We start from the raw sequence: 21553 nt of genomic DNA, 5'->3' as shown, positions 1-21553 counted from the left end.
TGCGGCGGTTCACGGACGGGGAGGTCCCGGTCCGGGCGGAGCCGGGGCCGGGGAGGGGATGCCGCCGGGTTTGCACCGGCTTTCCCCCGTACGGGTGATGACGACCCGGCCACTTTACCGGCCGCCGATCCGGGGCCGGGGGGCGGCCGTGCGTCGGCGCCGCTGGATAGGGTCCTGCCATGACGGGGAGACTGCTCGGTTCCGGGCGTTCGGCCGACGTGTACGAGATCGACGAGGCCTGGGTGCTGCGCCGTGACCGGGACGGCTGGGGGGACGCGGCCGCCGAGGGCGCGGTGATGGCCCACGTGGGCCGGCACGGGTACCCGGTGCCCCGGGTGCGGGCCTCCGGGTCCCGTACCGACCTGGTCATGGAGCGGCTGTCCGGGCCGACCCTGCTGGCGGCGCTGCTGGCGGGGCAGACCGGTCCCGCGGAGGGCGGCGCGCTGCTCGCCTCGCTGCTGCGGCGGCTGCACGCGGTGCCCGGCCGGGACCCGGCCGACCCCGGCTCGCGCGTCCTGCACCTGGACCTGCATCCCGACAACGTGATGCTGACCCCCGACGGGCCGCGGGTCATCGACTGGACCAACGCCGAGAACGGGCCTCCCGCGCTGGACTGGGCGATGTCCGCGGTGATCCTCGCCCAGGTCGCGGTGGGCGGAATGCCGATGGCCGGCGACCTGCTCGCGGCGCTGCTCGCGGACCCCGGCGAGCTGACCGACGAGGGGCTGGCGGAGGCCCTGCGGCGCCGTGCGGCCAACCCGACGATGAGCCGCCACGAGGTGGACCTGCTCGGCGCGGCCGAGGACCTGATACGGACCCTGCGCTGAGCCCGCCCCGTGCCCGCCGCCCCGGCCGCCGGGCACGGGGCCCGCGGCCGGATGCGCCGGGTCCCGTCAGCCGTGCAGGTCCGGCACCGTGGGCTGCTCCTCGGGCTGGTCCGGGGCGGCCGTCACCGCCGGGGTGACGCGCGCGGACAGGTGGCGGCCCATGCGGCGCAGGGCGTCGTCGCAGCCGGCGGGATCCTCGCCGACGGCCACCCACAGCGCCAGCCGGTCGTCGACGGTCGCGTGCGGCCCCGCGGTGACGTGGTGACCGGCGTCCCGGGTGAGGATCATGCGGTCGGCGCCGGGTTCCCGGGCCGCCTCGGGGGCGAGCGTCAGACGGTCCAGGCGGCCGGTGGCGGCCGGGTAGGCGAACCGGATCGCGGCCGCCCGCTGCCGGGTCGGCGTGGTGTCCGGCACCTCGCCGGTCGCCAGGGCCGCGGCGACCTGGGCCAGGTCGACGCCGGTGGCCCGCCGGACGAGGAGCGGGATCAGGTCGTCCGGCAGGCACGGGGTGACGTCGGTGACCCGGGGCCCGCGGTCGGTGAGCCGCAGCCCGATGTGCAGCACCCCCCGGGTGAGTCCGAGGGCGTGCACCGTGCGGTCGACGGCCAGCCGCAGGAAACGGTTGTGCAGCAGCCCGTCGTGGGCGTGCACGGTGTGCCGCAGCGGCTGGCGGGCGGGTGCGGGACCGAGCGTCGTACGGGTGATGGCGACGATGCGGATCTCGCCGTCCAGGACGACGGTCTCGGCGCAGACCCTGGGCGTACCCGGCTCGTCGACGGGAACCGTCGCGGCGGCCAGCGAGGCACGCAGCACGGCCGGATCGGCGCAGGCGGCGGTCGTCGCCCGGGAGGGGCCCGGCAGCCCCAGCTGTCCGGCGATCCTGGCGGCGACGGCCGCGTACCCGGCCGACTGGGCCAGCACCCCGCGGACCCGGTGCCTGGCCGCGAACCGCACCACCGCGGACGCCGTCGCGCCGTCCTTGCCGGGGTCCGCCGCCAGGTGTCCGGCCAGGCTGCCGCGCGCCCAGCCGGGCGGCGCGGCGTCCACCAGCACCACCGGGCGGGCCGCGGCGATCCGCGTCAGCGCGAACTCGTCGTACGCGCGACGGCGGCCGGCTCCCAGGAGCAGGACGGGCTGCGGCATCGCTTCGCCTCACCTTCCGGGAGGAGGCGGGGCAGCTGGTCGTCCCCGACGCCGCTCCCCCATAGGCGGCACCCGGGGCGGTCGGTTCGACCATGGCCGACGACGTGATCGTTCCCGATCCTTTCTGGCGAACCTTCATATGTCAACGATTACTGCCCATTTCCGCAGTGCGACTTGTCACTTCTGGTGAGCGGACCGACGAATTCGGTGACCTCGTGTCCGCTCGGCCGACCGGACACGAGGTGGAGCAGGCCGAACGGGTGTGGCAGCGGCCGGACTTCATCGGCGAGAACCGGCGTCGTCCCGACGGCGAGCGGTACTCGCCGGGCGAGCTCGCCACGGTCGCCGGCACCAGCAGGCAGTGGCTGAGCGAGTGGCGCAGGAGCGGCCTGCCGGGCCTCGAACACACCGACCGGCTGCGGCGGTTCTTCGGGCTGACGCCCGGCTTCTTCACCGCCGACGAGCACGAGGCGCTGTACGAGGCACGCCAGCCGGTACTCCAGGCGCTGGAGGCGCGGGCCTACCCGCTGTCCCGGCTGCGCGAGAGCGGCCTGGTCCGGCTGGCGGCCCGTGCCCCGCAGATGAACCCGCGTCAGCTGACCACCCTCGCCGCCCTGCCGGAGATGCCCATCACGTCCGGGAACCCGGCCGACCAGGCTGTCGCCTAGCCGGAGCCCGAGCCGGCCCCGGTTTTCGGAAGCGGTCGCGGCCCGCGAGAAGGCACCCGCGCCGATCAGGCGGAATCGAGGCAGTGCGAGGTCTGCCGGATGGGGGCGACCAGGCGCGACAGGCCGATCAGGGCGGCGTCCGTCCGGCCCCCGCCCGAGAACACCACCTGGGTGGCCGGGGTGCGGCCGTAGGTGACGATGACCTGGCGGGTGTGAGTGGACTGCCGTGCGTCGATCACCCAGTCCACGCCGTCGACCGCGAAACACGGATCATTGGTCGGCCCCGGAGGCGTCACCCCGCACCGCAGCACGATGGCCCGGTCACCCCACACGGCCACACCGGAGGCGTCGCTGTCCCAGCGCGTGAGACCCCCCAGCGAGCCGGGCGCGGCATCGGTGATGCGGCGGCAGTGCGGGGCGTCGGCGCCCCGCGCGGCCGGTACGCCGGGATCTCGGTGGTCGTAGGCGTAGACGGTGACGGCGGCTGCCGAGGCCAGGACACACACCCCGACGCCGAGTACGAGCCGGGTTCGGCGGGTGGAAGGCACGGTGACGGTCTTCTTTCCGATGGGGGTGCGGGCGGGTCGACCAGCACGTTAAGGCACCGGGCGGCACGGCTCCAACCAGGCCCGGCCGACCTCCCTTTCGGGCACTGCCCTCCTGGTCACCTCCCCAACGGACGTTACGCGCAGCGGACTTCGCGCCTACGTTCAGTCCGCCAAGCAGAGGGCCGACCAGGGAGATGTCATGCGTAGATCGACCACTTCGCTCGTGCTCGCCGCCGTGGCTGCCGGCACCATGACCGCCGCGGCGATCCCCGCGAGCGCTGCCGCGCAGGCCCGCGATCCCTACGCCCACACCCGGCTGGAGCGCGTGTGGGCGGGCAACGTGTGCCTGTCGATGGGCGGCAGCACCAGGAACAACGCGCCCCTCGTGGTCGGAAGGTGTTCCAGGACCGACAAGACCCAGCGGTGGACGCTGAAGCGGCTCCACAGCGGACAGTCGATCTTCACGATCAAGAACGACAAGTCGGGCAGGTGCCTCGCCGTGGACTCCAGGAGCCACGTCGTCCAGTCCACCTGCAATCCGTCGTCCAAGAACCACCAGTGGTGGCTGGCGGGTTCGCACATCGTCAGCGTGTCGAAGAACAAGTCGCTGGCCTCGAACTCCACCCGCTCGGGCTCCAAGCCCTACCTGGAGAAGACCGACGTCAACGGCTCCGCCGGCCGGAGCCGTCAGGAATGGGGCCTGTCCTGACCCGGGCCAGTGGTCTCCGGAACTCCCGCAGAGCCGTCAACCAAGTCCAGACCAAGGGGAACACACACATGCAGTGGAAGCGATCCCTGCCGCGGATCCTCGGGGCGGCAGCCGTGCCCGCCGTGCTTCTGACGCCTTCGCTCACGCCCGCTTACGCCGGGGAACCGAGCGTGGCACCGGCCGGCAAGGCCGTGTTCGTCCTCGACGCCGACAGCGGCCGCTTCGCGACCGGGAAGTCGGCCCTGGCCGGCCGCACGGCCGGTGTCAGGCCGGTCGCCACCTACATCGGCAGGGCGACCGACACCCAACTGCTCACCGACGGCGGGCAGAAGGTCGTCGCCGACATCACGCTCGCCGGCTCCCCGGAGAAGGACGAACGTGCCGCCTGGGCGGCCTCGTCCCGCTTCGTCGACCTGTCCTGGCCCGACCTCGGCGCCGGCCGGTACACGGTGTTCCGCAACGGTGCCGAGATCGCGCACACCGCTGGGCACAGCCTCCGGGACACCGGCGTGCGCGCGGGCAGCGAGGTCAGCTACCAGATCACCGGTGAGGCTTCCGGTCTCGGCCACACCTGGGGCCTGACCGCGACCGTACCCGCCGGCGACGACGCCGCGGCGCTCACCCGGACCGCCCGGCAGGTCGAGGCGAGGGCGCGGAGGTACACCAAGACCGCGGTGGTGTGGCGGTCGTTCATCCGCCAGAAGTGGGCCACCATCCCCACCGAACTCCGTGGCATCTCCGGCTGCAAGTACACCAGGGGCTACAAGTACAGGGGCGACGACCGCGGCTTCTCCAACAAGGTCACCGGCCCTTCGTTCCGAGCCGGCCTGCGCGGGGTCGTCTACTGGACGAAGTCCCCGTACGACCTGTTCCCCGAGACCGGCGTGACGAGGGTCTACAACAGCCACGGCGTGGAGGTCGACCGGCGCAAGGCGTCCACCAGCGGCATCGACTTCCGCACCAAGACCCGCTTCGACGGCAAGACCCGTGCCGTCCACGGGCAGATCGAGGCCACTGACCCCTTCTGCCCGTCCGGCGGCGCCCGCCGCGCCGGCATCGGTGTCTTCTACGACGCCCGCCTCGCCCGCAACGGTGACTTCTACGTCTCCGGCAAGTACCGGCAGGCACCCGACCACGAGATGTATCTCTACGGCTACACCAGCGGCAGCAGCCACACCTCGAAGACCGTGCACCAGTCGAGGATGCGCAGCCTCCTGTGCCTGTCGCAGCCTTCGTGCGAGCGGGGCACGATCGGCAACAGCGGCGGTTACTGACGACCCGTCGCCCGGCTCCGGCATGCCAGGAGGACAATGATCGGCGAAGGGGCCATCGACCAATGGCCCGTGACCCACGAGGGGGAACGTGACATGACCGTCACCTGGCGCGGGGCCATCCGCTACGCGCTCACCATCACCGTCCTGTCCTGGCTGACCGGAGCCGTGGTCGACTTCGCCTGGCAAGCCGCCTCCGGCGGCCTCGGTGGCTGGGTCTCGACCTGGGTGGGGGATCCGTGGAATGCGGGCTTCCTGGTGGCGGCGGCCGTCACCCTGACGCTGACCCGCCGCCTGACCGATCCCCTGCCGGCGTGGCGTGTGCCGCTGATCGACGGTTCGGCCTACCTGGCGGTGCTGTTGCTCTGCGCGGGCCTGTCCTCCTGGACGGCGGGGGACGCGGCGCCCGCCGATGCCGCGTTCGTCGTGGCCGTACTCGCCCTGTTCACGCTCCAGTTGCCCGCCGCCTGGCTGCTGAGCGCCTGGCGGGCCCGGCACCTGGACGTCGTCCTCACTGAGGCGGGCACCCATGCCGCTCCCGCCCGGCCGGCCTCGCGATGACGGCGTCGCGCCCGTACGCGGCGGTGACGACGGTGCTGGTGGCCTGCGCGGCGCTCGGGGGCTGCGCGGGCTCCGCCTCCTTCCAGGACACCAGTCCCTCCGACCCTCTCGGCAGAACCCTGAGCGAAGGCGAGCGCCCCGCGGCGCCCGACCTGTCCGGGACGACGCTGGACGGCCGCACCGTCCGTCTGTCCGACTACCGGGGCAAGGTCGTACTGATCAACGCGTGGGCGTCCTGGTGCGGCCCGTGCCGGGCCGAGGCTCCTGAACTGGAGAAGATCCAGCAGAAGTGGGGCGATCGCGGTGTGCGGGTCCTGGGCCTGAACAACGATGCCACCAGTGGCGACGGGCGCGCCTTCGCCAAGGAGTTCCGGCTCGGCTACCCGTCGCTCCTGGACCCGCAGGGCCGGCTGGGGCTGCGCTTCCCGCGCGGTCTGGTGAACACGCAGGCGCTGCCCTACACGATCGTCGTCGATCCGGCGGGGAGGGTCACGGCGTCCCGGATGGGCGCGGTGACCGAGGCCGGCATGGGGAAGGTCATCGCCTCGCTGCTCCCGTCGGCCGCTCCGGCCCGCGGACCCGCGCCCGGCGCCTCCTGACGCTCTTCTGCGGCGTCCGGAAGAGAGCGGGCCCGGAAGACCGGTCATGTCTTCCGGGCCCGTTCCTCACGTGGTCAGAAGGAGAGCGCCGGTGCGCCGGGCATGTGCGGCGCCTGCCGCGCAGCGGGTGCAGTGCGGGTCGGAGCAGAGCAGGTGATGGGCGAGCACCGACAGCACCGCGGCTTCGAGCCGACTGTTCTGGTCGAGCTTCATCACAATCCGTTGGATGTGTGCCTTCACCGTGCGTTCCGCGATGCCCAACTCACTCGCCAGTTCACGGTTTCCCGCTCCGGTTCCCAGGTGCAGCAGCACTTCCTTCTCCCGCTCCGTCAGCAGGTTCACCTTCCGTAGCTCGGCGACCGGATCCTTCCCCGAGCGCCGGAACGGACAGGACGGTTTCTTGTCAGCGGATCGTTTCGACAAAATCCGACGACCCTTTCCGCCTTCGCACTTCTCCAGCAGAGCCCCGTGCCCCGGATGCCGCGAAGGCACTGCCAACCTATCCCAGGGTACTGACGCGAACACGCCCAATAATCGGACCAATTACCAGTTGGTAACATGTAGGTGTGCCGCACTTCGAGATCACCACCGTGCTACCGGTTCCTCCTGAGCAGGCGTTCGACGCGTGCCTGGATGTCGAGGCGCACACCCGCTCCATGGCCACGTCCTCGGAGCGGGCGGTGGCAGGCACCACCAGCGGCCGGCTCGCGCTCGGCGGGACAGTGACCTTCCAGGCCCGGCACTTCGGCCTGACCTGGCGGCTGACTGCCCGCATCACCGCCTGGGACCGGCCTCTCGCCTTCGTCGACGAGCAGGAAGCCGGCCCCTTCAGGTACTGGCGGCACGAGCACCGCTTCGTCGCACACGGTCAGGGCCGCACCCTCATGACCGACGTGATCGACTTCGCGTCGCCTCTGGGCCCCCTCGGACGGCTCGCGGACTCCGTCGTCCTGGGCCGCTACATGCCCCGACTCATCACGGCGCGCAACGCCTATCTGGCAGCCCACCTCTGAGACGGCTTCCCTGCCCGTCCGGGATCACCGCACCGCCACGTATGCCACGGGCTCGCTCCCCGCGACCGGCTCCACCACCCCCAGTTTCACCAGGCGCCGCAGATGCGCCTCGGCCTCCGAGACGGCGATGTTCCGCGATCCGTAGGGGATCTGCTCCCATGGCCGGTTCCACTCCATGCGGACCGCCAACTGCCACAAGGTCAGAGGCTGTTGCAGAAGGGCCCGGAGGGCGGTGAGGCGTTCCTCGTGGTGGTCCAGCAGTTCCCGTACCCGCTTGGGTGCGTCGGTGAAGGCGTGCTGGTGGGCCGGGAGGATCTCGGCGGGGGCCAGGCGGCCGATCCGTTCCAGGGAGTCGAGGTAGTCCCCGAGGGGGTCGGTGACCGTCGCGTCGTCGGGATCCTCGTACAGGCCGATGTGCGGGGTGATCCCGGGGAGCAGGTGGTCGCCGGAGAACAGGCGTCCACGGCCGGGCAGTTCGGCCGGATGGTCCTCCTCCAGGTGCAGGCAGACGTGGCCGGGTGTGTGCCCCGGCGTCCAGACGCCCCGCAGCCGGCGTCCCGGCAGGTCGAGCAGTTCGCCGTGGACGATCTCGCGGTCGGGGAGGGCGGGGGACAGGCCCGGCAGGGAGGTGCGCCGCCGGGGTCCGCCGCGCAGCGGCGCCACGTGCTCCTCGGGCGCGCCGGCCGCCTCCAGCTTGGCCGTCATGTAGGTGAACCACCGCTCCGGCCGGGTCTCCCGGGTCCGCCGCACGATGGCCGCGTCGGCCGCGTGCAGGGCGATCCAGGCCCCGGAGGCCTCCCGCACCCGCCCCGAAAGACCGTGGTGATCGGGGTGGTGGTGGGTGACGACGACCCCGTACACCTCGCCGGCCGCCGTCCCGCACGCCGCCAGCCCCGCCGTCAGCACGTCCCACGACCCGGGGTCGTCCCATCCGGTGTCGACCAGGACGGGTCCGCGGTCGGTGTCCACGACGTACACCAGCGTGTGGCCCAGGGGGTTGTCCGGAATGGGGACCTCGACGGCCCGTACGCCGCCGCCGTGGTCGTGCACGGCGGGCGCCGCCTCCGGCGCGGCCGGCTCGTCCTGTCCGCTCCGACTGTCCGCCATCCGTCGCCTCCGCCCCCGCACCGCCGCCCGGCCACCGCTCACTATAACTAGAACCAGTTACACATCCGATGGTCCGCGGAGAAGTTCACGCACGGCCGCCGCCGGGCGCCGCGCACGAGCGCACGGTCCCGCTCAGCGGGTCGTGCCGAACAGCGCGTACGCGCGCACGGCGACCCGCGCGACGAACAGGAAGAAGTGCAGGCCCAGCCGGTCCGCCGCCACGGCCAGCAGGACCGCGGCGCCCGCGGCCTTCCCGGCGACCTGACCCCACGCCCGCCGGGAGCGCGATGCCGCCGGCGGTCCGGCGCTTCCCGCCGGCGTGCCGCTGTCCTCCGTGACGGCGCCGTGCGCCTCGGTCTCCCCGCTCATGCGCGGACCTTATCGCCGTGGCGGAGACGGCTGCGCCGCCTTTTCGCACCGGACCCTCTCCCTGGCCAACTCCAACTAGAACTGGTATCAGTTCTGAGACATCGTCAGGAAGGGTGGTGGGGTGCCATGACCGAGTTCCTGGAGCATGGACAGCTGTTCATCGGCGGGGAGTTGACCGACCCTCTGGGCAAGGACGTCATCGAGGTGGTGTCGCCGCACACCGAGGAGGTCTTCGGGCGGGTGCCGCACGCCTCGCGCGAGGACGTGGACCGGGCGGTCGGGGTCGCGCGGCGAGCCTTCGACGAGGGGCCCTGGCCGCGGACGAGCCTTGACGAGCGGGTCGAGGTCGTCACCCGGATCAAGGACGCGATCGCCGCGCGGCACGAGGAGATCGCCCGGGTGATCTCCTCCGAGAACGGTTCGCCGTACTCGTGGAGCGTGCTCGCGCAGGCCCTCGGCGCGATGATGGTGTGGGACGCGGCGATCAGGGTGGCCCGCGACTTCACCCACGAGGAGACCCGCGACGGGGCGCTGGGCCGGATCCTGGTGCGCCGGGAGCCGGTCGGAGTGGTGGCGGCGGTCGTGCCGTGGAACGTGCCGCAGTTCGTCGCCGCCGCCAAGCTCGCTCCCGCGCTGCTGTCCGGCTGCACGGTGGTCCTCAAGCCGTCCCCCGAGTCGCCGCTGGACGCCTACGTCCTCGGCGAGATCACCAGGGAGGCCGGGCTGCCGGACGGCGTCCTGTCCATCCTCCCGGCGGACCGCGAGGTCAGCGAGTACCTGGTCGGGCACCCGGGGGTCGACAAGGTCTCCTTCACCGGGTCGGTCGCGGCCGGCAAGCGGGTCATGGAGGTCGCCGCGCGCAACCTCACCCGGGTGACCCTGGAACTGGGCGGCAAGTCGGCCGCGATCGTCCTGCCGGACGCGGACGTGGCCGCCTCCGTCGCCGGGATCGTCCCCGCGGCCTGGATGAACAACGGCCAGGCGTGCGTGGCCCAGACCCGCATCCTCGCCCCGCGCTCCCGCTACGACGAGTTCGCCGACGCCCTCGCGGCCGCGGCCAACGCCCTGAAGGTCGGTGATCCGCTCGACCCGGCCACCCAGGTGGGCCCGCTGGTCGCCCGCCGCCAGCAGCAGCGGAACCTGGACTACATCCGCATCGGCCAGGAGGAGGGCGCGAAGATCCTCACCGGCGGCGGCCGGCCGCCGGGCCTGGACCGGGGCTGGTACGTCGAGCCCACCCTCTTCGGCGACGTCGACAACTCCATGCGGATCGCCCGCGAGGAGATCTTCGGCCCGGTGATCTGCCTCCTCCCGTACGGCGACGAGTCCGAGGCCCTGAAGATCGCGAACGACTCCGACTACGGGCTGAGCGGCAGCGTCTGGACGGCGGACGTGGCGCACGGCATCGAGGTCGCGCGCCGGGTCCGCACCGGGACCTACTCCGTCAACACCTTCAGCCTCGACATGCTGGGCCCCTTCGGCGGCTACAAGAACTCCGGTCTGGGGCGGGAGTTCGGCCCGGAAGGGTACGGCGAGTTCCTCGAACACAAGATGATCCACCTCCCGGCCGGCTGGGAGGGGTGAGCGGGGATGGGGGACCGCTGGCACGTCGAGGTCGACCGTTCGATCTGCATCGGCTCGGCCCAGTGCGTCAACCGCGCCACCGGGGCCTTCCGCCTCGACTCCGCCATGCAGTCCCACCCCGTCGACGCGGAGACGGACGCCAGCGGCCGGATCCTCGACGCGGCGGAGAACTGCCCGGTGGAGGCGATCACCATCACCCTGCTCGGCAGCGGGGAGCCCGTCTTCCCGCCCGAGGACTGACCGTCGCGCCCGCCCGGCTACCGACGGGGGCCGACCGCGGCGAACAGCCCCCTGACCCGGGTGCCGTCCGGCCGCTGCCAGGCCCCGGTCACATGACCGCGGGTGCCGGCGGCCGGCTGTGAGCCGGGCACCAGCACCCGCCGCAGCTCCAGCACCGCGCCGCCGCCCGCGAGGGTGAACTCGGTGCTCCCGTCGGTGTCGAGGGGAACACCGAGGCCGGGCAGCGGATCCACTCCGCCGTACGCGCGGGCCACCTCCCGGTCGGGGGTGTCGGTGAGGCTCTGCGCCTGGGCCGCCGCGCGCCCCTCGACCAGGGCCGCCAGCCCGGCCGTCAGCACGGGGTCGTGGCAGCCGTCGTAGGCCCAGCGGGTGCCGAGCACGCCGTGTTCCATGGTGCCGAGCAGCGCGTGCCCGGCGCCGTCGAGCGGCGCGGCGCGGTAGGTGAGCGGCACCAGGTAGGCGTCCGTGCCCTCGGTGACGACCATGAACTCGATCCCCACCTCGCCCGCCGGGTCGTCGAGCCGGAACCCGCCGGCCTTCACCAACTCCGGTGCGGCGGGGCCGTGGTACCAGGAGCGGGTCGGCAGCCAGCCGGCGAGGAGGTCGACCTTGGCGGGCTTGAGGGTGGTGCGGTGGATGAGTGCCATGGGGCCGATTCTCCACGCGGCGCCGGATCGGCCGGCGGCCTCCCGCCGGGGGGCCGGTCCGTCCGGCGCCGGACGGGACTGTCGGTGGCGCGGGATACGCTCCTGCGGTCCGTCGGGTCGACCAGGGTGGGGAATGTGCGCAAGTCCGAGGCCGAGGGCCTGATCGACGAGGCCTACGAGGCGTGGCGGGCCGAGGAGTGGCACACCGCCGCCGGACTCTTCGAACGGGTCCTCGCCCGGTTCCCGGACGAGGAGCGCAGCGCGGTGTGGTGGTACGACGCCGCGCTCGCCCACAAGTTCCTGCGCAACTGGGCCAAGGCCCACGAACTGGGCCGCGAGGCCGCCGCCCGCGCCCCGCGCGGCGAGGGCGACCCGGCGTTCTGGAACCTCGGCATCGCCGCCACCATCCAGGGCGACTGGGCCACGGCCCGGGACGCCTGGGCGGGCTTCGGCATCGAACTCCCGCCGGGTCAGGGGGAGATCGAGGGACGGTTCGGGGCTGCCTGCGTGCGGCTGGACACCGGTGGTGAGCGGGAGGTCGTGTGGATCGACCGGCTGTGCCCGACGCGGGGGCGGGTGATGAACGTGCCGGTGACGGCGGGACGGCGGTTCGGGGAGATCGTCGTGCACGACGGCGAGCCGACCGGGCGCCGGGTGGTGGACGGCCGTGAGTTCCCCGTCTTCGACGAACTGCTCCTGCTGACGGCGTCCGGGCTGCCGACCCTGGAGGTGACCGTGAACGCCGGCGAGGCCGCCGACCTGGACGCGCTGGTCGACCTCTTCGTCCGGCAGGGCTTCGGCGCGGAACCCGCGAGCGCCCTGCAGATGCTCTGCTCCTGCTGCAGCGAGGGCACCCACGAGCAGTCCCGCACGGTCCACGCGGGCGCCCAGCGGGTCTCCCTGGCCGCCCCGGAACCGGAGGCGCGGCTGCTGCTGGAGCGATGGGCGGGCGAGACGGCCGCCGGGCGGAGCTGGAGCGGGCTGGAGGCGGTGGGGTAGCGCGCAGGGTTGGGCGACGGGCAAAAGTGAAAAAATCCCCCACAAGGGGTGTTCTATTCCCTTGTGGGCGTTCTATCCTGAAAGCAGCCTACGAGGCGAGTGAGGGAGTCCGAGCGGAGTAGCCGACTCTGGCGTGACGCAGATGCACACGCATCCGCCCGTGCCGACGTCGACGCTCGGGCTGAGAGGCCGGAAGGCGGCGGTTGAGCCGGACGGCGACCCCCAGACACCTGATCCGGACCATGCCGGCGAAGGGAACCCGTCTCGTAGGTCTTCGCATGCCCCGGCGCCGTGCGCGTCCGCGCTCCGGCGCCGCCGGTCACGGTGTGCGTCCCGGCTCCGTCAGGTCGATCAGCCGGCAGACCGTCTCGATGTCGATCTTCACCTGGGCGATGGAGGCCCGCCCCGAGAGCCAGGTGATCAGGGCCGAGTGCCAGGTGTGCTCGATGACCCGGACGGCGGAGAGCTGGGCGGGGGTCGGATCGGTCAGGCCCATGGCGTCCAGGACGATCGCCGTCGTCTGCCGGGAGACCTGGTCCACCTCGGGGGAGACGCTGCGGTCGGCGAAGGTCAGGGCGCGGACCATCGCGTCCGCCAGGTGCGGCTCGCGCTGAAGCGCCCGGAAGGCCCGCATCAGGGTCTCGGCGACCCGCTCGGACGCCGTCTCGCCCGCCGGCGGCTTCTTGCGCAGCGTGCCGTGCATGTGCTCCAGCTGGTCCTGCATGGTCGCCACCAGCAGGTGCACCTTGGAGGGGAAGTACCGGTAGAGCGTGCCGAGGGCCACCTGCGAGGACTCGGCCACCTCGCGCATCTGCACGGCGTCGAAACCGCCCCGGCTGGCCAGCTGGGCGCTCGCGCGCAGGATCCGGCGGCGCCGCGCCTCCTGCCGCTCGGTGAGCGGCGGAGTGGCCGGTCCGGCGCCGATGTCCACCTTGGCTTCCGCAGGCATGGGTCCCGTCCGTGACAGTCGGTGAGGGCAGTGCTCAGGGCGAGTGATCAGACAGCATGGCAGGGGTCGCGTCGTGGCGCGAATCACCTGATCCACTGCTCACTCCGCCCCTACCTGCCGGTAGATTCAGAGCCTCCTGAACGATCAAGTCTGAAACTTGTTCTAGATTAGCGTCCCGGCGTAACCTCGCGGGAAAATGCAGGGAGAAGGGGGCCCAGAGTGACCGCTGAGGCCAGGCGGACGGGTGCCGACCAGGAACCCGCCGCCGACGGCGAGCGACCGCTCGACATCGCGCTCCTCACCTATAAAGGGAACCCGTTCTGCGGCGGCCAGGGTGTCTACGTACGGCACCTCTCCCGTGAGCTGGCCCGGCTCGGCCACCGGGTCGAGGTGATCGGATCGCAGCCGTACCCCGTCCTGGACGAGGGCTACCCCGCGCTCACCCTCACCGAGCTGCCGAGCCTGGACCTGTACCGCTCCCCGGACCCGTTCCGGACACCCGGCCGGGACGAGTACCGGGACTGGGTGGACGCGCTCGAAGTGGCCACCATGTGGACCGGCGGCTTCCCCGAACCGCTGACCTTCTCCCTGCGCGCCCGCCGCCATCTGCGCGCCCGCGCCGGGGAGTTCGACGTCGTCCACGACAACCAGACGCTGGGCTACGGCCTGCTGGGCGACGTCGGCGCGCCCCTGGTCACCACCATCCACCACCCCATCACCGTCGACCGGCAGTTGGAGCTGGACGCCGCCGAGGGATGGCAGCGCCGGTACTCCGTACGGCGCTGGTACGCCTTCACCCGGATGCAGAAGCGGGTCGCCCGCCGGCTGCCCTCCGTGCTCACCGTCTCCGGCACCTCGCGCCAGGAGATCGTCGACCACCTCGGGGTCCGCGAGGACCGGGTGCACGTCGTCCACATCGGCGCCGACACCGACCTGTTCGCGCCGAATCCCGCCGTCCCGCAGGTACCCGGACGGATCGTCACCACCTCCAGCGCGGACGTGCCCCTGAAGGGGCTGGTCTTCCTCGTCGAGGCCCTCGCCAAGGTGCGCACCGAGCACCCCGCGGCCCATCTCGTCGTCGTCGGCAAGCGGCCCGCCGAGGGGCCCGTCGCGCAGGCCGTGGAGCGGTACGGCCTGGACGGCGCCGTGGAGTTCGTGAAGGGCATCTCCGACGCCGAACTCGTCGACCTGGTCCGCTCGGCCGAGGTGGCGTGCGTACCGTCGCTCTACGAGGGCTTCTCGCTGCCCGCCGCCGAGGCGATGGCCACCGGCACCCCGCTGCTGGCCACCACCGGCGGCGCGATCCCCGAGGTCGCCGGCCGGGACGGGGAGACCTGCCTGGCCGTCCCGCCGGGCGACGCGGGCGCGCTGGCCGCCGGGCTGAACCGGCTCCTCGGCGACCCGGAACTGCGCGCGCGCCTCGGCCGGGCCGGCCGTGAACGGGTGCTGCGGCACTTCACCTGGGCCCGCGCCGCCGAGGGCACGGTGGCCCGCTACCGCGAGGCCATCGCCGCCGCGGCCCCGGCGACCGGCCGCCGCACGGCGGCCGCCCCGGCGGCCCCGGCCGGTGCCGAGGCCGTCACCCCCGACTTTGTCTCCTCAGAGGTTGTCAATTCCGAAGGCAGGGCCACGTGCTGACCGTCGACTTCTCCCGGTTCCCGCTCGCGCCGGGCGACCGCGTCCTGGACCTCGGCTGCGGGGCCGGCCGCCACGCCTTCGAGTGCTACCGGCGCGGCGCCCAGGTCGTGGCGCTCGACCAGAACGCCGAGGAGATCCGCGAGGTCGGCAAGTGGTTCGCGGCGATGGCGGAGGCCGGCGAGGCCCCGGCCGGCGCGACCGCCACCGCCATGGAGGGCGACGCGCTGGCGCTGCCCTTCCCCGACGAGTCCTTCGACGTCGTCATCATCTCCGAGGTCATGGAGCACATCCCGGACGACAAGGGCGTGCTCGCCGAGATGGTGCGCGTGCTCAGGCCCGGCGGGCGGATCGCCGTCACCGTGCCGCGCTACGGCCCCGAGAAGGTCTGCTGGACGCTCTCCGACGCCTACCACGAGGTCGAGGGCGGCCACATCCGCATCTACCGGGCGGACGAGCTGGTCGGGAAGATCAAGGAAGCCGGTCTGCGGCCGTACGGCAGCCACCACGCGCACGCGCTGCACTCGCCGTACTGGTGGCTGAAGTGCGCGTTCGGCGTCGACAACGACAAGGCGCTGCCGGTACGGGCGTACCACAAGCTGCTCGTCTGGGACATCATGAAGAAGCCGCTGGCCACCCGCCTCGCCGAGCAGGCGCTGAACCCGGTCATGGGCAAGAGCTTCGTCGTCTACGCCACCAAGCCGCACCTGCCGCCGGCCGGCACCGGCACCGCGCCGGACACCGAGGCGGCCGCCCGGTGACCACTCCCCGGACAGAACACCTCGTCCTGCCCGGGGTCCTCACCGCCGAGCAGGCCGCCGCGACCGTCCGCGGCATCCTCGCCGTGCAGCGGGAGGACGGCGCGATCCCGTGGTTCCGCGGGCACCACCTCGACCCGTGGGACCACACCGAGGCCGCGATGGCGCTGGACGCGGCCGGCGAGCACGAGGCCGCCGAGCGCGCCTACGACTGGCTGGCCCGGCACCAGAACGAGGACGGCTCCTGGTACGCGGCCTACGCCGACGGCGCGCACGACGACGTCACCGACCGGGCCCGCGAGTCCAACTTCGTCGCCTACATCGCCGTGGGCGTCTGGCACCACTACCTCTCCACCGGCGACGACACCTTCCTGGACCGGATGTGGCCCGCCGTGTACGCGGCCGTCGAATGGGTGCTGCGGCTGCAGCGGCCCGGCGGCGAGATCGGCTGGCGGCGCGAGGACGACGGCACGCCCGCCGACGACGCGCTGCTGACCGGGAGTTCGTCGATCCACCACGCGCTGCGCTGCGCGCTCGCCATCGCCGAACAGCGCGAGGAGGCGCAGCCGGACTGGGAGTTGGCGGTCGGCGCGCTGCGGCACGCGATACGGCGGCACCCCGAGCGGTTCCTCGACAAGGACCGCTACTCGATGGACTGGTACTACCCGGTGCTGGGCGGGGCGTTGACCGGCGCCGAGGCCGGCGCGCGGATCGAGAAGGACTGGGAGCGGTTCGTCGTGCCCGGGTTCGGCGTGCGCTGCGTCGTGCCCAATCCGTGGGTGACGGGCGGCGAGTCCGCCGAACTCGCCCTCGCGCTGTGGGCGGTCGGGGAGTCCGACCGGGCGCTGGAGATCCTGCAGTCGATCCAGCACCTGCGGGACGCGGAGTCGGGACTGTACTGGACCGGATACGTCTTCGAGGACGACGCGGTGTGGCCGCGGGAGCTGACCACGTGGACCGCGGGTTCGCTGCTGCTGGCGGTCGCCGCGCTCGGCGGGCACGACGCCACGTGCGCGGTGTTCGCCGGCACGCGGCTGCCCGCCGGCCTGGAGGCGGACTGCTGCGCCTGAGGGGCGGGACGCCGGCGCGGCCCCGCCCCCTCGGGAAAGGCGCTAGTGCCGGTGCATCCGGTTGGCGATCGCGTGGCCGATGAACAGGTAGACGACCGCCGCCAGGCCGTATCCTGCGACCACCCGCGCCCAGGCCTCGTCGAAGGTGAACAGGTCGCGCGACCAGCCGGCCAGCCAGCTCGCCGCGTCGTGGATGAACTGGACCAGGCTGTTCGCCCGGTTCGCGTCCAACAGGTACATCAGGATCCAGAGGCCCAGTATGAGGGCCATGATGTCGGCTACGACCGCGACGACCGTGCCGGCCTGGTTGTGGCCGTTCCGATAGGCAGGGGACATGGGGTCCGTGTTGCCGCCGATCGGTCCTTGAAACCTGTACCGGGTGCTTCCCGAGTGGCGAGGTGCCGCCATCTGGGTGAGGCTGCCGGAGGAAGCAACCGCTCGGGGAGGACATCGAGACACACGGGAGGACCCCGTGCCCGTACCGATACGGCGCCTGGTCGTCGCGCTGACCCTCTGCTGCGCACTCGTCGCCGGCGTGACCGCGTGCAGCGGCACGCAGAGCAAGCCCACCGACACCGGCATGGCCGCGGTGCCCGTGGCCGACACGCCCAGTCCGAGTACGTCTGCCGAGAAACAGAAATTCGCCAAGACGAGGTTCGTCGCCAACGCGTCCCTCGCGGCCGGAGCCACCTACCAGTGGATCATCAAGCCCTGGAAGGCCGGCAAGTTCAAGAAGGGCGCGCACGGCCGCACCTTCGCCCTGGTCAAGGCCGGTCTCGCGGGAACCTTCGCGTACAACCGGCTGCAGGCCGCCAAGCGGAACGCCCAGGGTGACCCGCTGCTGGCCAAGGCCGTCGCACCGCTCGCGTCCGGCATCGACGCGCTGAAGGACCTGCCCGCCAAGCTCCGCAAGGGCGACGGCAACGCGGCGAGTTCGTTCAACGACGTCATCAACAACGTGAAGGAAGCCGGGAAGAGCGCCGGCGCGCCGGTCACCAACAAGGTGCCCTCCGCGTCGCAGCTCACCCACTGAGCGGCACGGTCCGGATCCGGCGCCGGGAGCGCCCCAGTGCCGCACGCCGAGCCTCCGGCCCGGCCCCGGCCGAGGAACCCCGGCGCCGTTTCCCCCGCCGCACCCCGCTCGGAGCCGCCGAACTCAGCCCGGGTAATTACGAGTTGAGTTCGGCGAGCACGCGCAGGGTGTGCGGGTCGGGGCTCAGTGCCAGCAGGTCGGTCACCGGGCCCTTGCGCCACGACTCCAGCCGCTCCGCGATGCGTTCGCGCGGGCCGACCAGCGAGATCTCGTCGGCGAACGCGTCCGGCACCGCCTCGACCGCCTCCCGGCGGCGGCCCTCCAGGAAAAGCCGCTGGATCCGCCGGGCCTCCTCCTCGTAACCCATGCGCGCCATCAGGTCGGCGTGGAAGTTGCGGGCCGCGTGGCCCATCCCGCCGATGTAGAAGCCCAGCATCGCCTTGACCGGCAGCAGCCCGGCCGCCACGTCGTCGCAGACCTTCACGTGGGCCATCGGGGCGACCAGGAAGCCCTCCGGCAGGCCGGCCACCGCGGGCCCGTACACCTCGGGCCGGTCCGGCGCCCAGTACAGCGGCAGCCAGCCGTCGGCGATCCGGACCGTCTGGGCCACGTTCTTCGGCCCCTCGGCGCCGAGCAGGACGGGCAGGCCGGGACGGAGCGGGTGGGTGATCGGCTTCAGCGGCTTGCCGAGCCCGGTGGCGTCCGGCCCCCGGTACGGGTGGGCGTGGAACCGTCCCGCCGCCTCGACCGGCCCCTCCCGCCGCAGCACCTGCCGTACGACGTCCACGTACTCCCGGGTCGCGGTCAGCGGCGACGCCGGGAACGGGCGGCCGTACCAGCCCTCCACCACCTGCGGCCCGGACAGCCCGAGCCCCAGCATCAGCCGGCCTCCCGACAGGTGGTCCAGGGTCAGCGCGTGCATCGCGGTGGTGGTCGGCGGGCGGGCCGCCATCTGGGCGACGGCCGTACCGAGCCGGATCGTCGAGGTCTTCGCGGCGATCCAGGTGAGCGGGGTGAACGCGTCCGAGCCCCAGGACTCCGCCGTCCACACCGAGTGGTAGCCGAGCCGTTCCGCCTCCCGCGCCAGCGGCACATGGTCGGGCGAGGGGCCGCGTCCCCAGTAGCCGAGCGCCAACCCGAGCCGCATCACGACCTCCTGACGACACGTCAGATATTCTGGCCGGACGACTGTACGGCAACGGCCCCCCGCCCGGAAGGGCGAGGGGCCGCGGGGTGACTTCGCGGATCAGCCGCGCTGGATCCCGGAGGTGTCCTGAAGGACGCCGCGTCGGCCGTCCTGGGTCTGCGCCACCAGCGCGCCACCGCGCTGCTCGACCGCCAAGTACCAGGTACCGGGCGCCAGTTCGGCGATCGGAGCGGCCGCGCCGTCCTCCGCGAACAGCGGCCGCGCCACCGGGACGGCGAACCAGAACGGCGAGAAGTCCGGGGCCGGCGGCTGCGGCGCGGCACCCGCGGGCTGCTGCTGCCCGAACGGCTGCCCGGCCTGCGGCTGCCCGGCCTGCGGCTGCGCGCCGTAGGGCTGTCCCGGCTGCGGGCCGGCGGCGCCGGGGTAGCCGTAGCCGCCCGAGGGCTGGGCGCCGTAGGGCTGCGGGGCCTGCGGCTTGGGAGCCGGCACGAGCGCGGCCTGGAGGGCGGGGACCAGCGGGGTGGCGACGGCGCCGGCGGCCAGGACCAGGGCGGCGAGGAGGCCGAGGATGAGGCCCGCGCCGGCGTCCACGCCGTCGGGAAGGTCGACGAGCGACCAGAACAGGGTCCAGGCGGCGAGGATCGCGAAGCCCGTGCCGACCATCCCGAGGTCCAGGCCGAGCACCTTGCGCTGCTGCGGCAGGGCGCGGTTGAGGACGATCAGCGCCCCGCCGATGACTGCCCCCATGTATGTGCCCAGGCCTGTCCCGAGGTCATCCCATGAGTTCCGGCTGAGGGAGTAGCCGGAGCCGGAGTACGAGTAGGCATCCAGGAACGACGCGATGAACAGCAACACCGCTGCTCCGATCACCACGCCGTCGCCTCTAGTGAGGGAGCGGATATTCACTTCAGGTCCTTCGTAGGTCGTCTCGTCGGCGGAGGAGGCGTCGGGGGTGCTCCTCGTCGTAGGAATCGCAGGAAGGACACTATCGTTCGTACGATCGGCGTGTCCGCCCGGACCGGTCCGCCGATGTCTACCCGCGCAGGAAACTCACGATTCCCTCAGAGATCCCCTGCGCCGCCTTCTGCCGCCAGGCTCCGCTCGTGACCCGGGCCGCGTCCTTGCTGTCGCGCATGTTGCCGCACTCGATGAACACCTTGGGAACCGTCGACAGATTGAGGCCGCCGAGATCCTTGCGCACGTCGAGGCCGGTGCCGCCGCCGACGTAGTTGGACGGTGAACTCCCGGTCACCTTCGCGAAGTCGGTCTCGATGCGCTCGCCGAGGGTGCGCGAGGGGCCGAGGATCGGGCGGGTGTCGGCGCCGCCGGCGTGCACCTCCGCGGGCAGGATCACGTGGAAGCCGCGGTCGCCCTCGGGCGCCCCGTCGGCGTGGATGGAGACGGCCGCGTCCGCGTGCGCGTCGTTCCCGATCCGCGCCCGCTCGGTCACGCACGGCCCCCAGGCCGGCTCGTCCCCGTCATGGGTCAGCTTCACCGTGGCACCCTGCCGCTCCAGCAGGGTCCGCAGCCGGTGCGCGACGTCGAGCGTGAACCGGGCCTCGCTGTAACCGGCGTTGGTCGAGGTCCCCGTCGTGTCGCACTCCTTCTGGTTCGTCCCGATGTCGACCTTCTGGTTGATCTCGGACGGGTGCCGGAAGTTCCCCGGGTTGTGCCCCGGGTCGATGACGACGACCTTCCCCTTCAGCGGCGTCGTCGCGCTCGGGCTCGCCACCTTGGCGTCGTCGCCGGGAAGACCCGACGCCGACCGCGGCGTCGCCGCGTCCGCGTGCCCGGCCGGACTCGCACCGGACCTGCCCACGCCCTCGTACACCACCCATCCGAGCAGCGCGCCGGGCACGAGCGCGGCGAGGGCGAAGGTCATGGGCGCCCGCCGGGAGCGCCGCTGCTGCGGGGGATCGAAGTGAGGGTCTGTGTACGACACGTCAGCGACTCTAACCGCGCCCCCCGGCCCCCGCCCCCGTTCGCCGCAGGACGCGCAGCGAGTCGTGGGCCGTGACCTCCGTGAACGCGCCCGAGTCCAGGGCGCGGAGGTAGACGCGGTAGGGGGCCTGGCCGGTGAACTCGTCTTTCGGGTCCGGGAAGACGTCGTGGATCAGCAGGAGGCCGCCTTCGGCCAGATGGGGGGCCCAGCCCTCGTAGTCGGCACTGGCGTGCTCGTCGGTGTGGCCGCCGTCGATGAAGACGAGGCCGAGCGGCGTGTTCCACAGGGCGGCGATCTGCGGGGAGCGGCCCACCAGGGCGACGACGTGGTCCTCGAGGCCGGCGCGGTGCAGCGTCCGCCGGAAGGCGGGCAGCGTGTCCATCACGCCCAGCTCCGCATCGACCGTCTCCGGGTCGTGGTAGTCCCAGCCCGGCTGCTGCTCCTCGCTGCCGCGGTGGTGGTCGACGGTGACGGCGGTGACCCCGGCCGCGCGGGCCGCGTCGGCGAGCAGGAGGGTGGAGCGGCCGCAGTAGGTGCCGACCTCCAGGAGGGGGAGGCCGAGCGCGCCGGCCTCGACGGCGGCCGCATACAGCGCCAGCCCCTCGTGCACGGGCATGAACCCCTTGGCCTTCTCGAACGCGGCGAGGGTCTCGGGCTGGGGTGCGCGCGTGGACATGGGGGCCTTTCGCTCGTGCGGCGGTCTCGACGCCCCATGCTGTCGTACCCCCTGCCGA

General features: G+C 72.7%; 26 protein-coding genes. 14 read left to right on the top strand and 12 right to left on the bottom strand.

What is annotated here, in order from left to right:
* Positions 1-179: 179 nt before the first annotated feature.
* Positions 180-827 (top strand): aminoglycoside phosphotransferase family protein, encoded by a 648-nt coding sequence (locus tag ACIQOE_RS03090; protein ID WP_351325507.1) that lies wholly within the window; start codon positions 180-182, stop codon positions 825-827.
* A 66-nt stretch (positions 828-893) separates the two neighbouring features.
* Here ACIQOE_RS03090 and ACIQOE_RS03085 read toward each other — a convergent pair whose 3' ends face one another.
* Positions 894-1970 (bottom strand): hypothetical protein, encoded by a 1077-nt coding sequence (locus ACIQOE_RS03085; RefSeq protein ID WP_351325508.1) that lies wholly within the window; start codon positions 1968-1970, stop codon positions 894-896.
* A 215-nt stretch (positions 1971-2185) separates the two neighbouring features.
* On the opposite strand from ACIQOE_RS03085, the gene ACIQOE_RS03080 reads away from it, so the two are divergent.
* Entirely contained in the window at positions 2186-2638 is a 453-nt protein-coding gene (locus ACIQOE_RS03080) for an XRE family transcriptional regulator (RefSeq protein ID WP_401409299.1), read from the top strand.
* Between the two features lie 65 nt (positions 2639-2703).
* On the opposite strand, the gene ACIQOE_RS03075 is transcribed toward ACIQOE_RS03080, so the two are convergent.
* Positions 2704-3186 carry a DUF3515 family protein gene (locus tag ACIQOE_RS03075; RefSeq protein ID WP_362639611.1) on the bottom strand — a complete coding sequence of 161 codons (483 nt, stop codon included), beginning with the start codon at positions 3184-3186 and terminating at the stop codon, positions 2704-2706.
* 199 nt (positions 3187-3385) lie between these two features.
* Between ACIQOE_RS03075 and ACIQOE_RS03070 the strand changes: the two genes are divergently transcribed.
* The 4 genes from ACIQOE_RS03070 to ACIQOE_RS03055 all read left to right on the top strand — a co-directional run bounded on the left by ACIQOE_RS03070 (position 3386) and on the right by ACIQOE_RS03055 (position 6326).
* Positions 3386-3895: an RICIN domain-containing protein gene (locus tag ACIQOE_RS03070; RefSeq protein ID WP_365561656.1), complete on the top strand. Its 510-nt coding sequence runs from the start codon at positions 3386-3388 to the stop codon at positions 3893-3895.
* A 68-nt stretch (positions 3896-3963) separates the two neighbouring features.
* Positions 3964-5169: a hypothetical protein gene (locus tag ACIQOE_RS03065; RefSeq protein ID WP_365569636.1), complete on the top strand. Its 1206-nt coding sequence runs from the start codon at positions 3964-3966 to the stop codon at positions 5167-5169.
* 93 nt (positions 5170-5262) lie between these two features.
* Positions 5263-5727 (top strand): hypothetical protein, encoded by a 465-nt coding sequence (locus tag ACIQOE_RS03060; protein WP_362639607.1) that lies wholly within the window; start codon positions 5263-5265, stop codon positions 5725-5727.
* A complete protein-coding gene (locus ACIQOE_RS03055; protein ID WP_401409294.1) occupies positions 5724-6326 on the top strand; it encodes a TlpA family protein disulfide reductase in 603 nt (200 codons plus the stop codon). The genes ACIQOE_RS03060 and ACIQOE_RS03055 overlap by 4 nt, the downstream gene beginning before the upstream one ends.
* Before the next feature lie 66 nt (positions 6327-6392).
* Here ACIQOE_RS03055 and ACIQOE_RS03050 read toward each other — a convergent pair whose 3' ends face one another.
* Entirely contained in the window at positions 6393-6668 is a 276-nt protein-coding gene (locus tag ACIQOE_RS03050; RefSeq protein ID WP_401409291.1) for a response regulator transcription factor, read from the bottom strand.
* A 224-nt stretch (positions 6669-6892) separates the two neighbouring features.
* Between ACIQOE_RS03050 and ACIQOE_RS03045 the strand changes: the two genes are divergently transcribed.
* Positions 6893-7339, top strand: a complete 447-nt coding sequence (locus ACIQOE_RS03045; RefSeq protein ID WP_362639601.1) for an SRPBCC family protein — start codon at positions 6893-6895, stop codon at positions 7337-7339.
* 24 nt (positions 7340-7363) lie between these two features.
* Here ACIQOE_RS03045 and ACIQOE_RS03040 read toward each other — a convergent pair whose 3' ends face one another.
* Both ACIQOE_RS03040 and ACIQOE_RS03035 read right to left on the bottom strand, forming a co-directional pair.
* The gene (locus ACIQOE_RS03040) at positions 7364-8446 is read right to left on the bottom strand and encodes an MBL fold metallo-hydrolase (RefSeq protein ID WP_401409288.1); all 1083 of its coding nucleotides are present in this window, start codon (positions 8444-8446) and stop codon (positions 7364-7366) included.
* A gap of 132 nt (positions 8447-8578) precedes the next feature.
* A complete protein-coding gene (locus ACIQOE_RS03035; protein WP_399008257.1) occupies positions 8579-8815 on the bottom strand; it encodes a hypothetical protein in 237 nt (78 codons plus the stop codon).
* 126 nt (positions 8816-8941) lie between these two features.
* Here ACIQOE_RS03035 and ACIQOE_RS03030 point away from each other — a divergent pair, with 126 nt between their 5' ends.
* Complete coding sequence (locus ACIQOE_RS03030; RefSeq protein WP_401409285.1) at positions 8942-10399, top strand: aldehyde dehydrogenase; 1458 nt, start codon at positions 8942-8944, stop codon at positions 10397-10399.
* A gap of 6 nt (positions 10400-10405) precedes the next feature.
* Positions 10406-10639 carry a ferredoxin gene (locus tag ACIQOE_RS03025; protein ID WP_351325517.1) on the top strand — a complete coding sequence of 78 codons (234 nt, stop codon included), beginning with the start codon at positions 10406-10408 and terminating at the stop codon, positions 10637-10639.
* Positions 10640-10656: 17 nt separating this feature from the next.
* Here the strand turns inward: ACIQOE_RS03025 and ACIQOE_RS03020 are convergent, their stop codons facing one another.
* On the bottom strand, positions 10657-11286 hold the full coding sequence (locus ACIQOE_RS03020; protein WP_401409281.1) for a 1,4-alpha-glucan branching protein: 630 nt from the start codon (positions 11284-11286) through the stop codon (positions 10657-10659).
* A gap of 135 nt (positions 11287-11421) precedes the next feature.
* Between ACIQOE_RS03020 and ACIQOE_RS03015 the strand changes: the two genes are divergently transcribed.
* Complete coding sequence (locus tag ACIQOE_RS03015; protein ID WP_365561675.1) at positions 11422-12285, top strand: tetratricopeptide repeat protein; 864 nt, start codon at positions 11422-11424, stop codon at positions 12283-12285.
* Positions 12286-12604: 319 nt separating this feature from the next.
* Here ACIQOE_RS03015 and ACIQOE_RS03010 read toward each other — a convergent pair whose 3' ends face one another.
* Complete coding sequence (locus ACIQOE_RS03010; protein WP_351325524.1) at positions 12605-13234, bottom strand: TetR family transcriptional regulator; 630 nt, start codon at positions 13232-13234, stop codon at positions 12605-12607.
* Positions 13235-13453: 219 nt separating this feature from the next.
* Between ACIQOE_RS03010 and ACIQOE_RS03005 the strand changes: the two genes are divergently transcribed.
* The 3 genes from ACIQOE_RS03005 to ACIQOE_RS02995 are packed head-to-tail and all read left to right on the top strand — an operon-like array spanning position 13454 to position 16697.
* A complete protein-coding gene (locus tag ACIQOE_RS03005) occupies positions 13454-14872 on the top strand; it encodes a glycosyltransferase family 4 protein (protein ID WP_362639590.1) in 1419 nt (472 codons plus the stop codon).
* Positions 14866-15630, top strand: a complete 765-nt coding sequence (locus ACIQOE_RS03000) for a class I SAM-dependent methyltransferase (RefSeq protein WP_362639589.1) — start codon at positions 14866-14868, stop codon at positions 15628-15630. Before ACIQOE_RS03005 ends, ACIQOE_RS03000 begins: the two co-directional genes overlap by 7 nt.
* Complete coding sequence (locus tag ACIQOE_RS02995) at positions 15627-16697, top strand: prenyltransferase/squalene oxidase repeat-containing protein (RefSeq protein ID WP_351325530.1); 1071 nt, start codon at positions 15627-15629, stop codon at positions 16695-16697. The genes ACIQOE_RS03000 and ACIQOE_RS02995 overlap by 4 nt, the downstream gene beginning before the upstream one ends.
* Before the next feature lie 42 nt (positions 16698-16739).
* Here the strand turns inward: ACIQOE_RS02995 and ACIQOE_RS02990 are convergent, their stop codons facing one another.
* Positions 16740-17033 (bottom strand): hypothetical protein, encoded by a 294-nt coding sequence (locus ACIQOE_RS02990; protein WP_351325532.1) that lies wholly within the window; start codon positions 17031-17033, stop codon positions 16740-16742.
* A 136-nt stretch (positions 17034-17169) separates the two neighbouring features.
* Here ACIQOE_RS02990 and ACIQOE_RS02985 point away from each other — a divergent pair, with 136 nt between their 5' ends.
* Positions 17170-17730: a hypothetical protein gene (locus ACIQOE_RS02985; RefSeq protein ID WP_351325533.1), complete on the top strand. Its 561-nt coding sequence runs from the start codon at positions 17170-17172 to the stop codon at positions 17728-17730.
* Between the two features lie 136 nt (positions 17731-17866).
* Here the strand turns inward: ACIQOE_RS02985 and ACIQOE_RS02980 are convergent, their stop codons facing one another.
* The 4 genes from ACIQOE_RS02980 to ACIQOE_RS02965 form a co-directional block, all read right to left on the bottom strand.
* Positions 17867-18877 (bottom strand): LLM class F420-dependent oxidoreductase, encoded by a 1011-nt coding sequence (locus ACIQOE_RS02980; protein WP_401409275.1) that lies wholly within the window; start codon positions 18875-18877, stop codon positions 17867-17869.
* Between the two features lie 99 nt (positions 18878-18976).
* Complete coding sequence (locus tag ACIQOE_RS02975) at positions 18977-19750, bottom strand: hypothetical protein (RefSeq protein WP_351325537.1); 774 nt, start codon at positions 19748-19750, stop codon at positions 18977-18979.
* A 160-nt stretch (positions 19751-19910) separates the two neighbouring features.
* Positions 19911-20819 carry an N-acetylmuramoyl-L-alanine amidase gene (locus tag ACIQOE_RS02970; protein WP_365569657.1) on the bottom strand — a complete coding sequence of 303 codons (909 nt, stop codon included), beginning with the start codon at positions 20817-20819 and terminating at the stop codon, positions 19911-19913.
* A gap of 10 nt (positions 20820-20829) precedes the next feature.
* Positions 20830-21495, bottom strand: a complete 666-nt coding sequence (locus tag ACIQOE_RS02965; protein ID WP_362639582.1) for a class I SAM-dependent methyltransferase — start codon at positions 21493-21495, stop codon at positions 20830-20832.
* Positions 21496-21553: the final 58 nt, after the last annotated feature.

This window comes from Streptomyces sp. NPDC091282 (assembly GCF_044757385.1).
In the GTDB taxonomy this organism is placed as follows: Bacteria; Actinomycetota; Actinomycetes; order Streptomycetales; family Streptomycetaceae; genus Streptomyces; species Streptomyces gramineus.
This window is presented reverse-complemented; position numbering and strand designations above follow the sequence as displayed.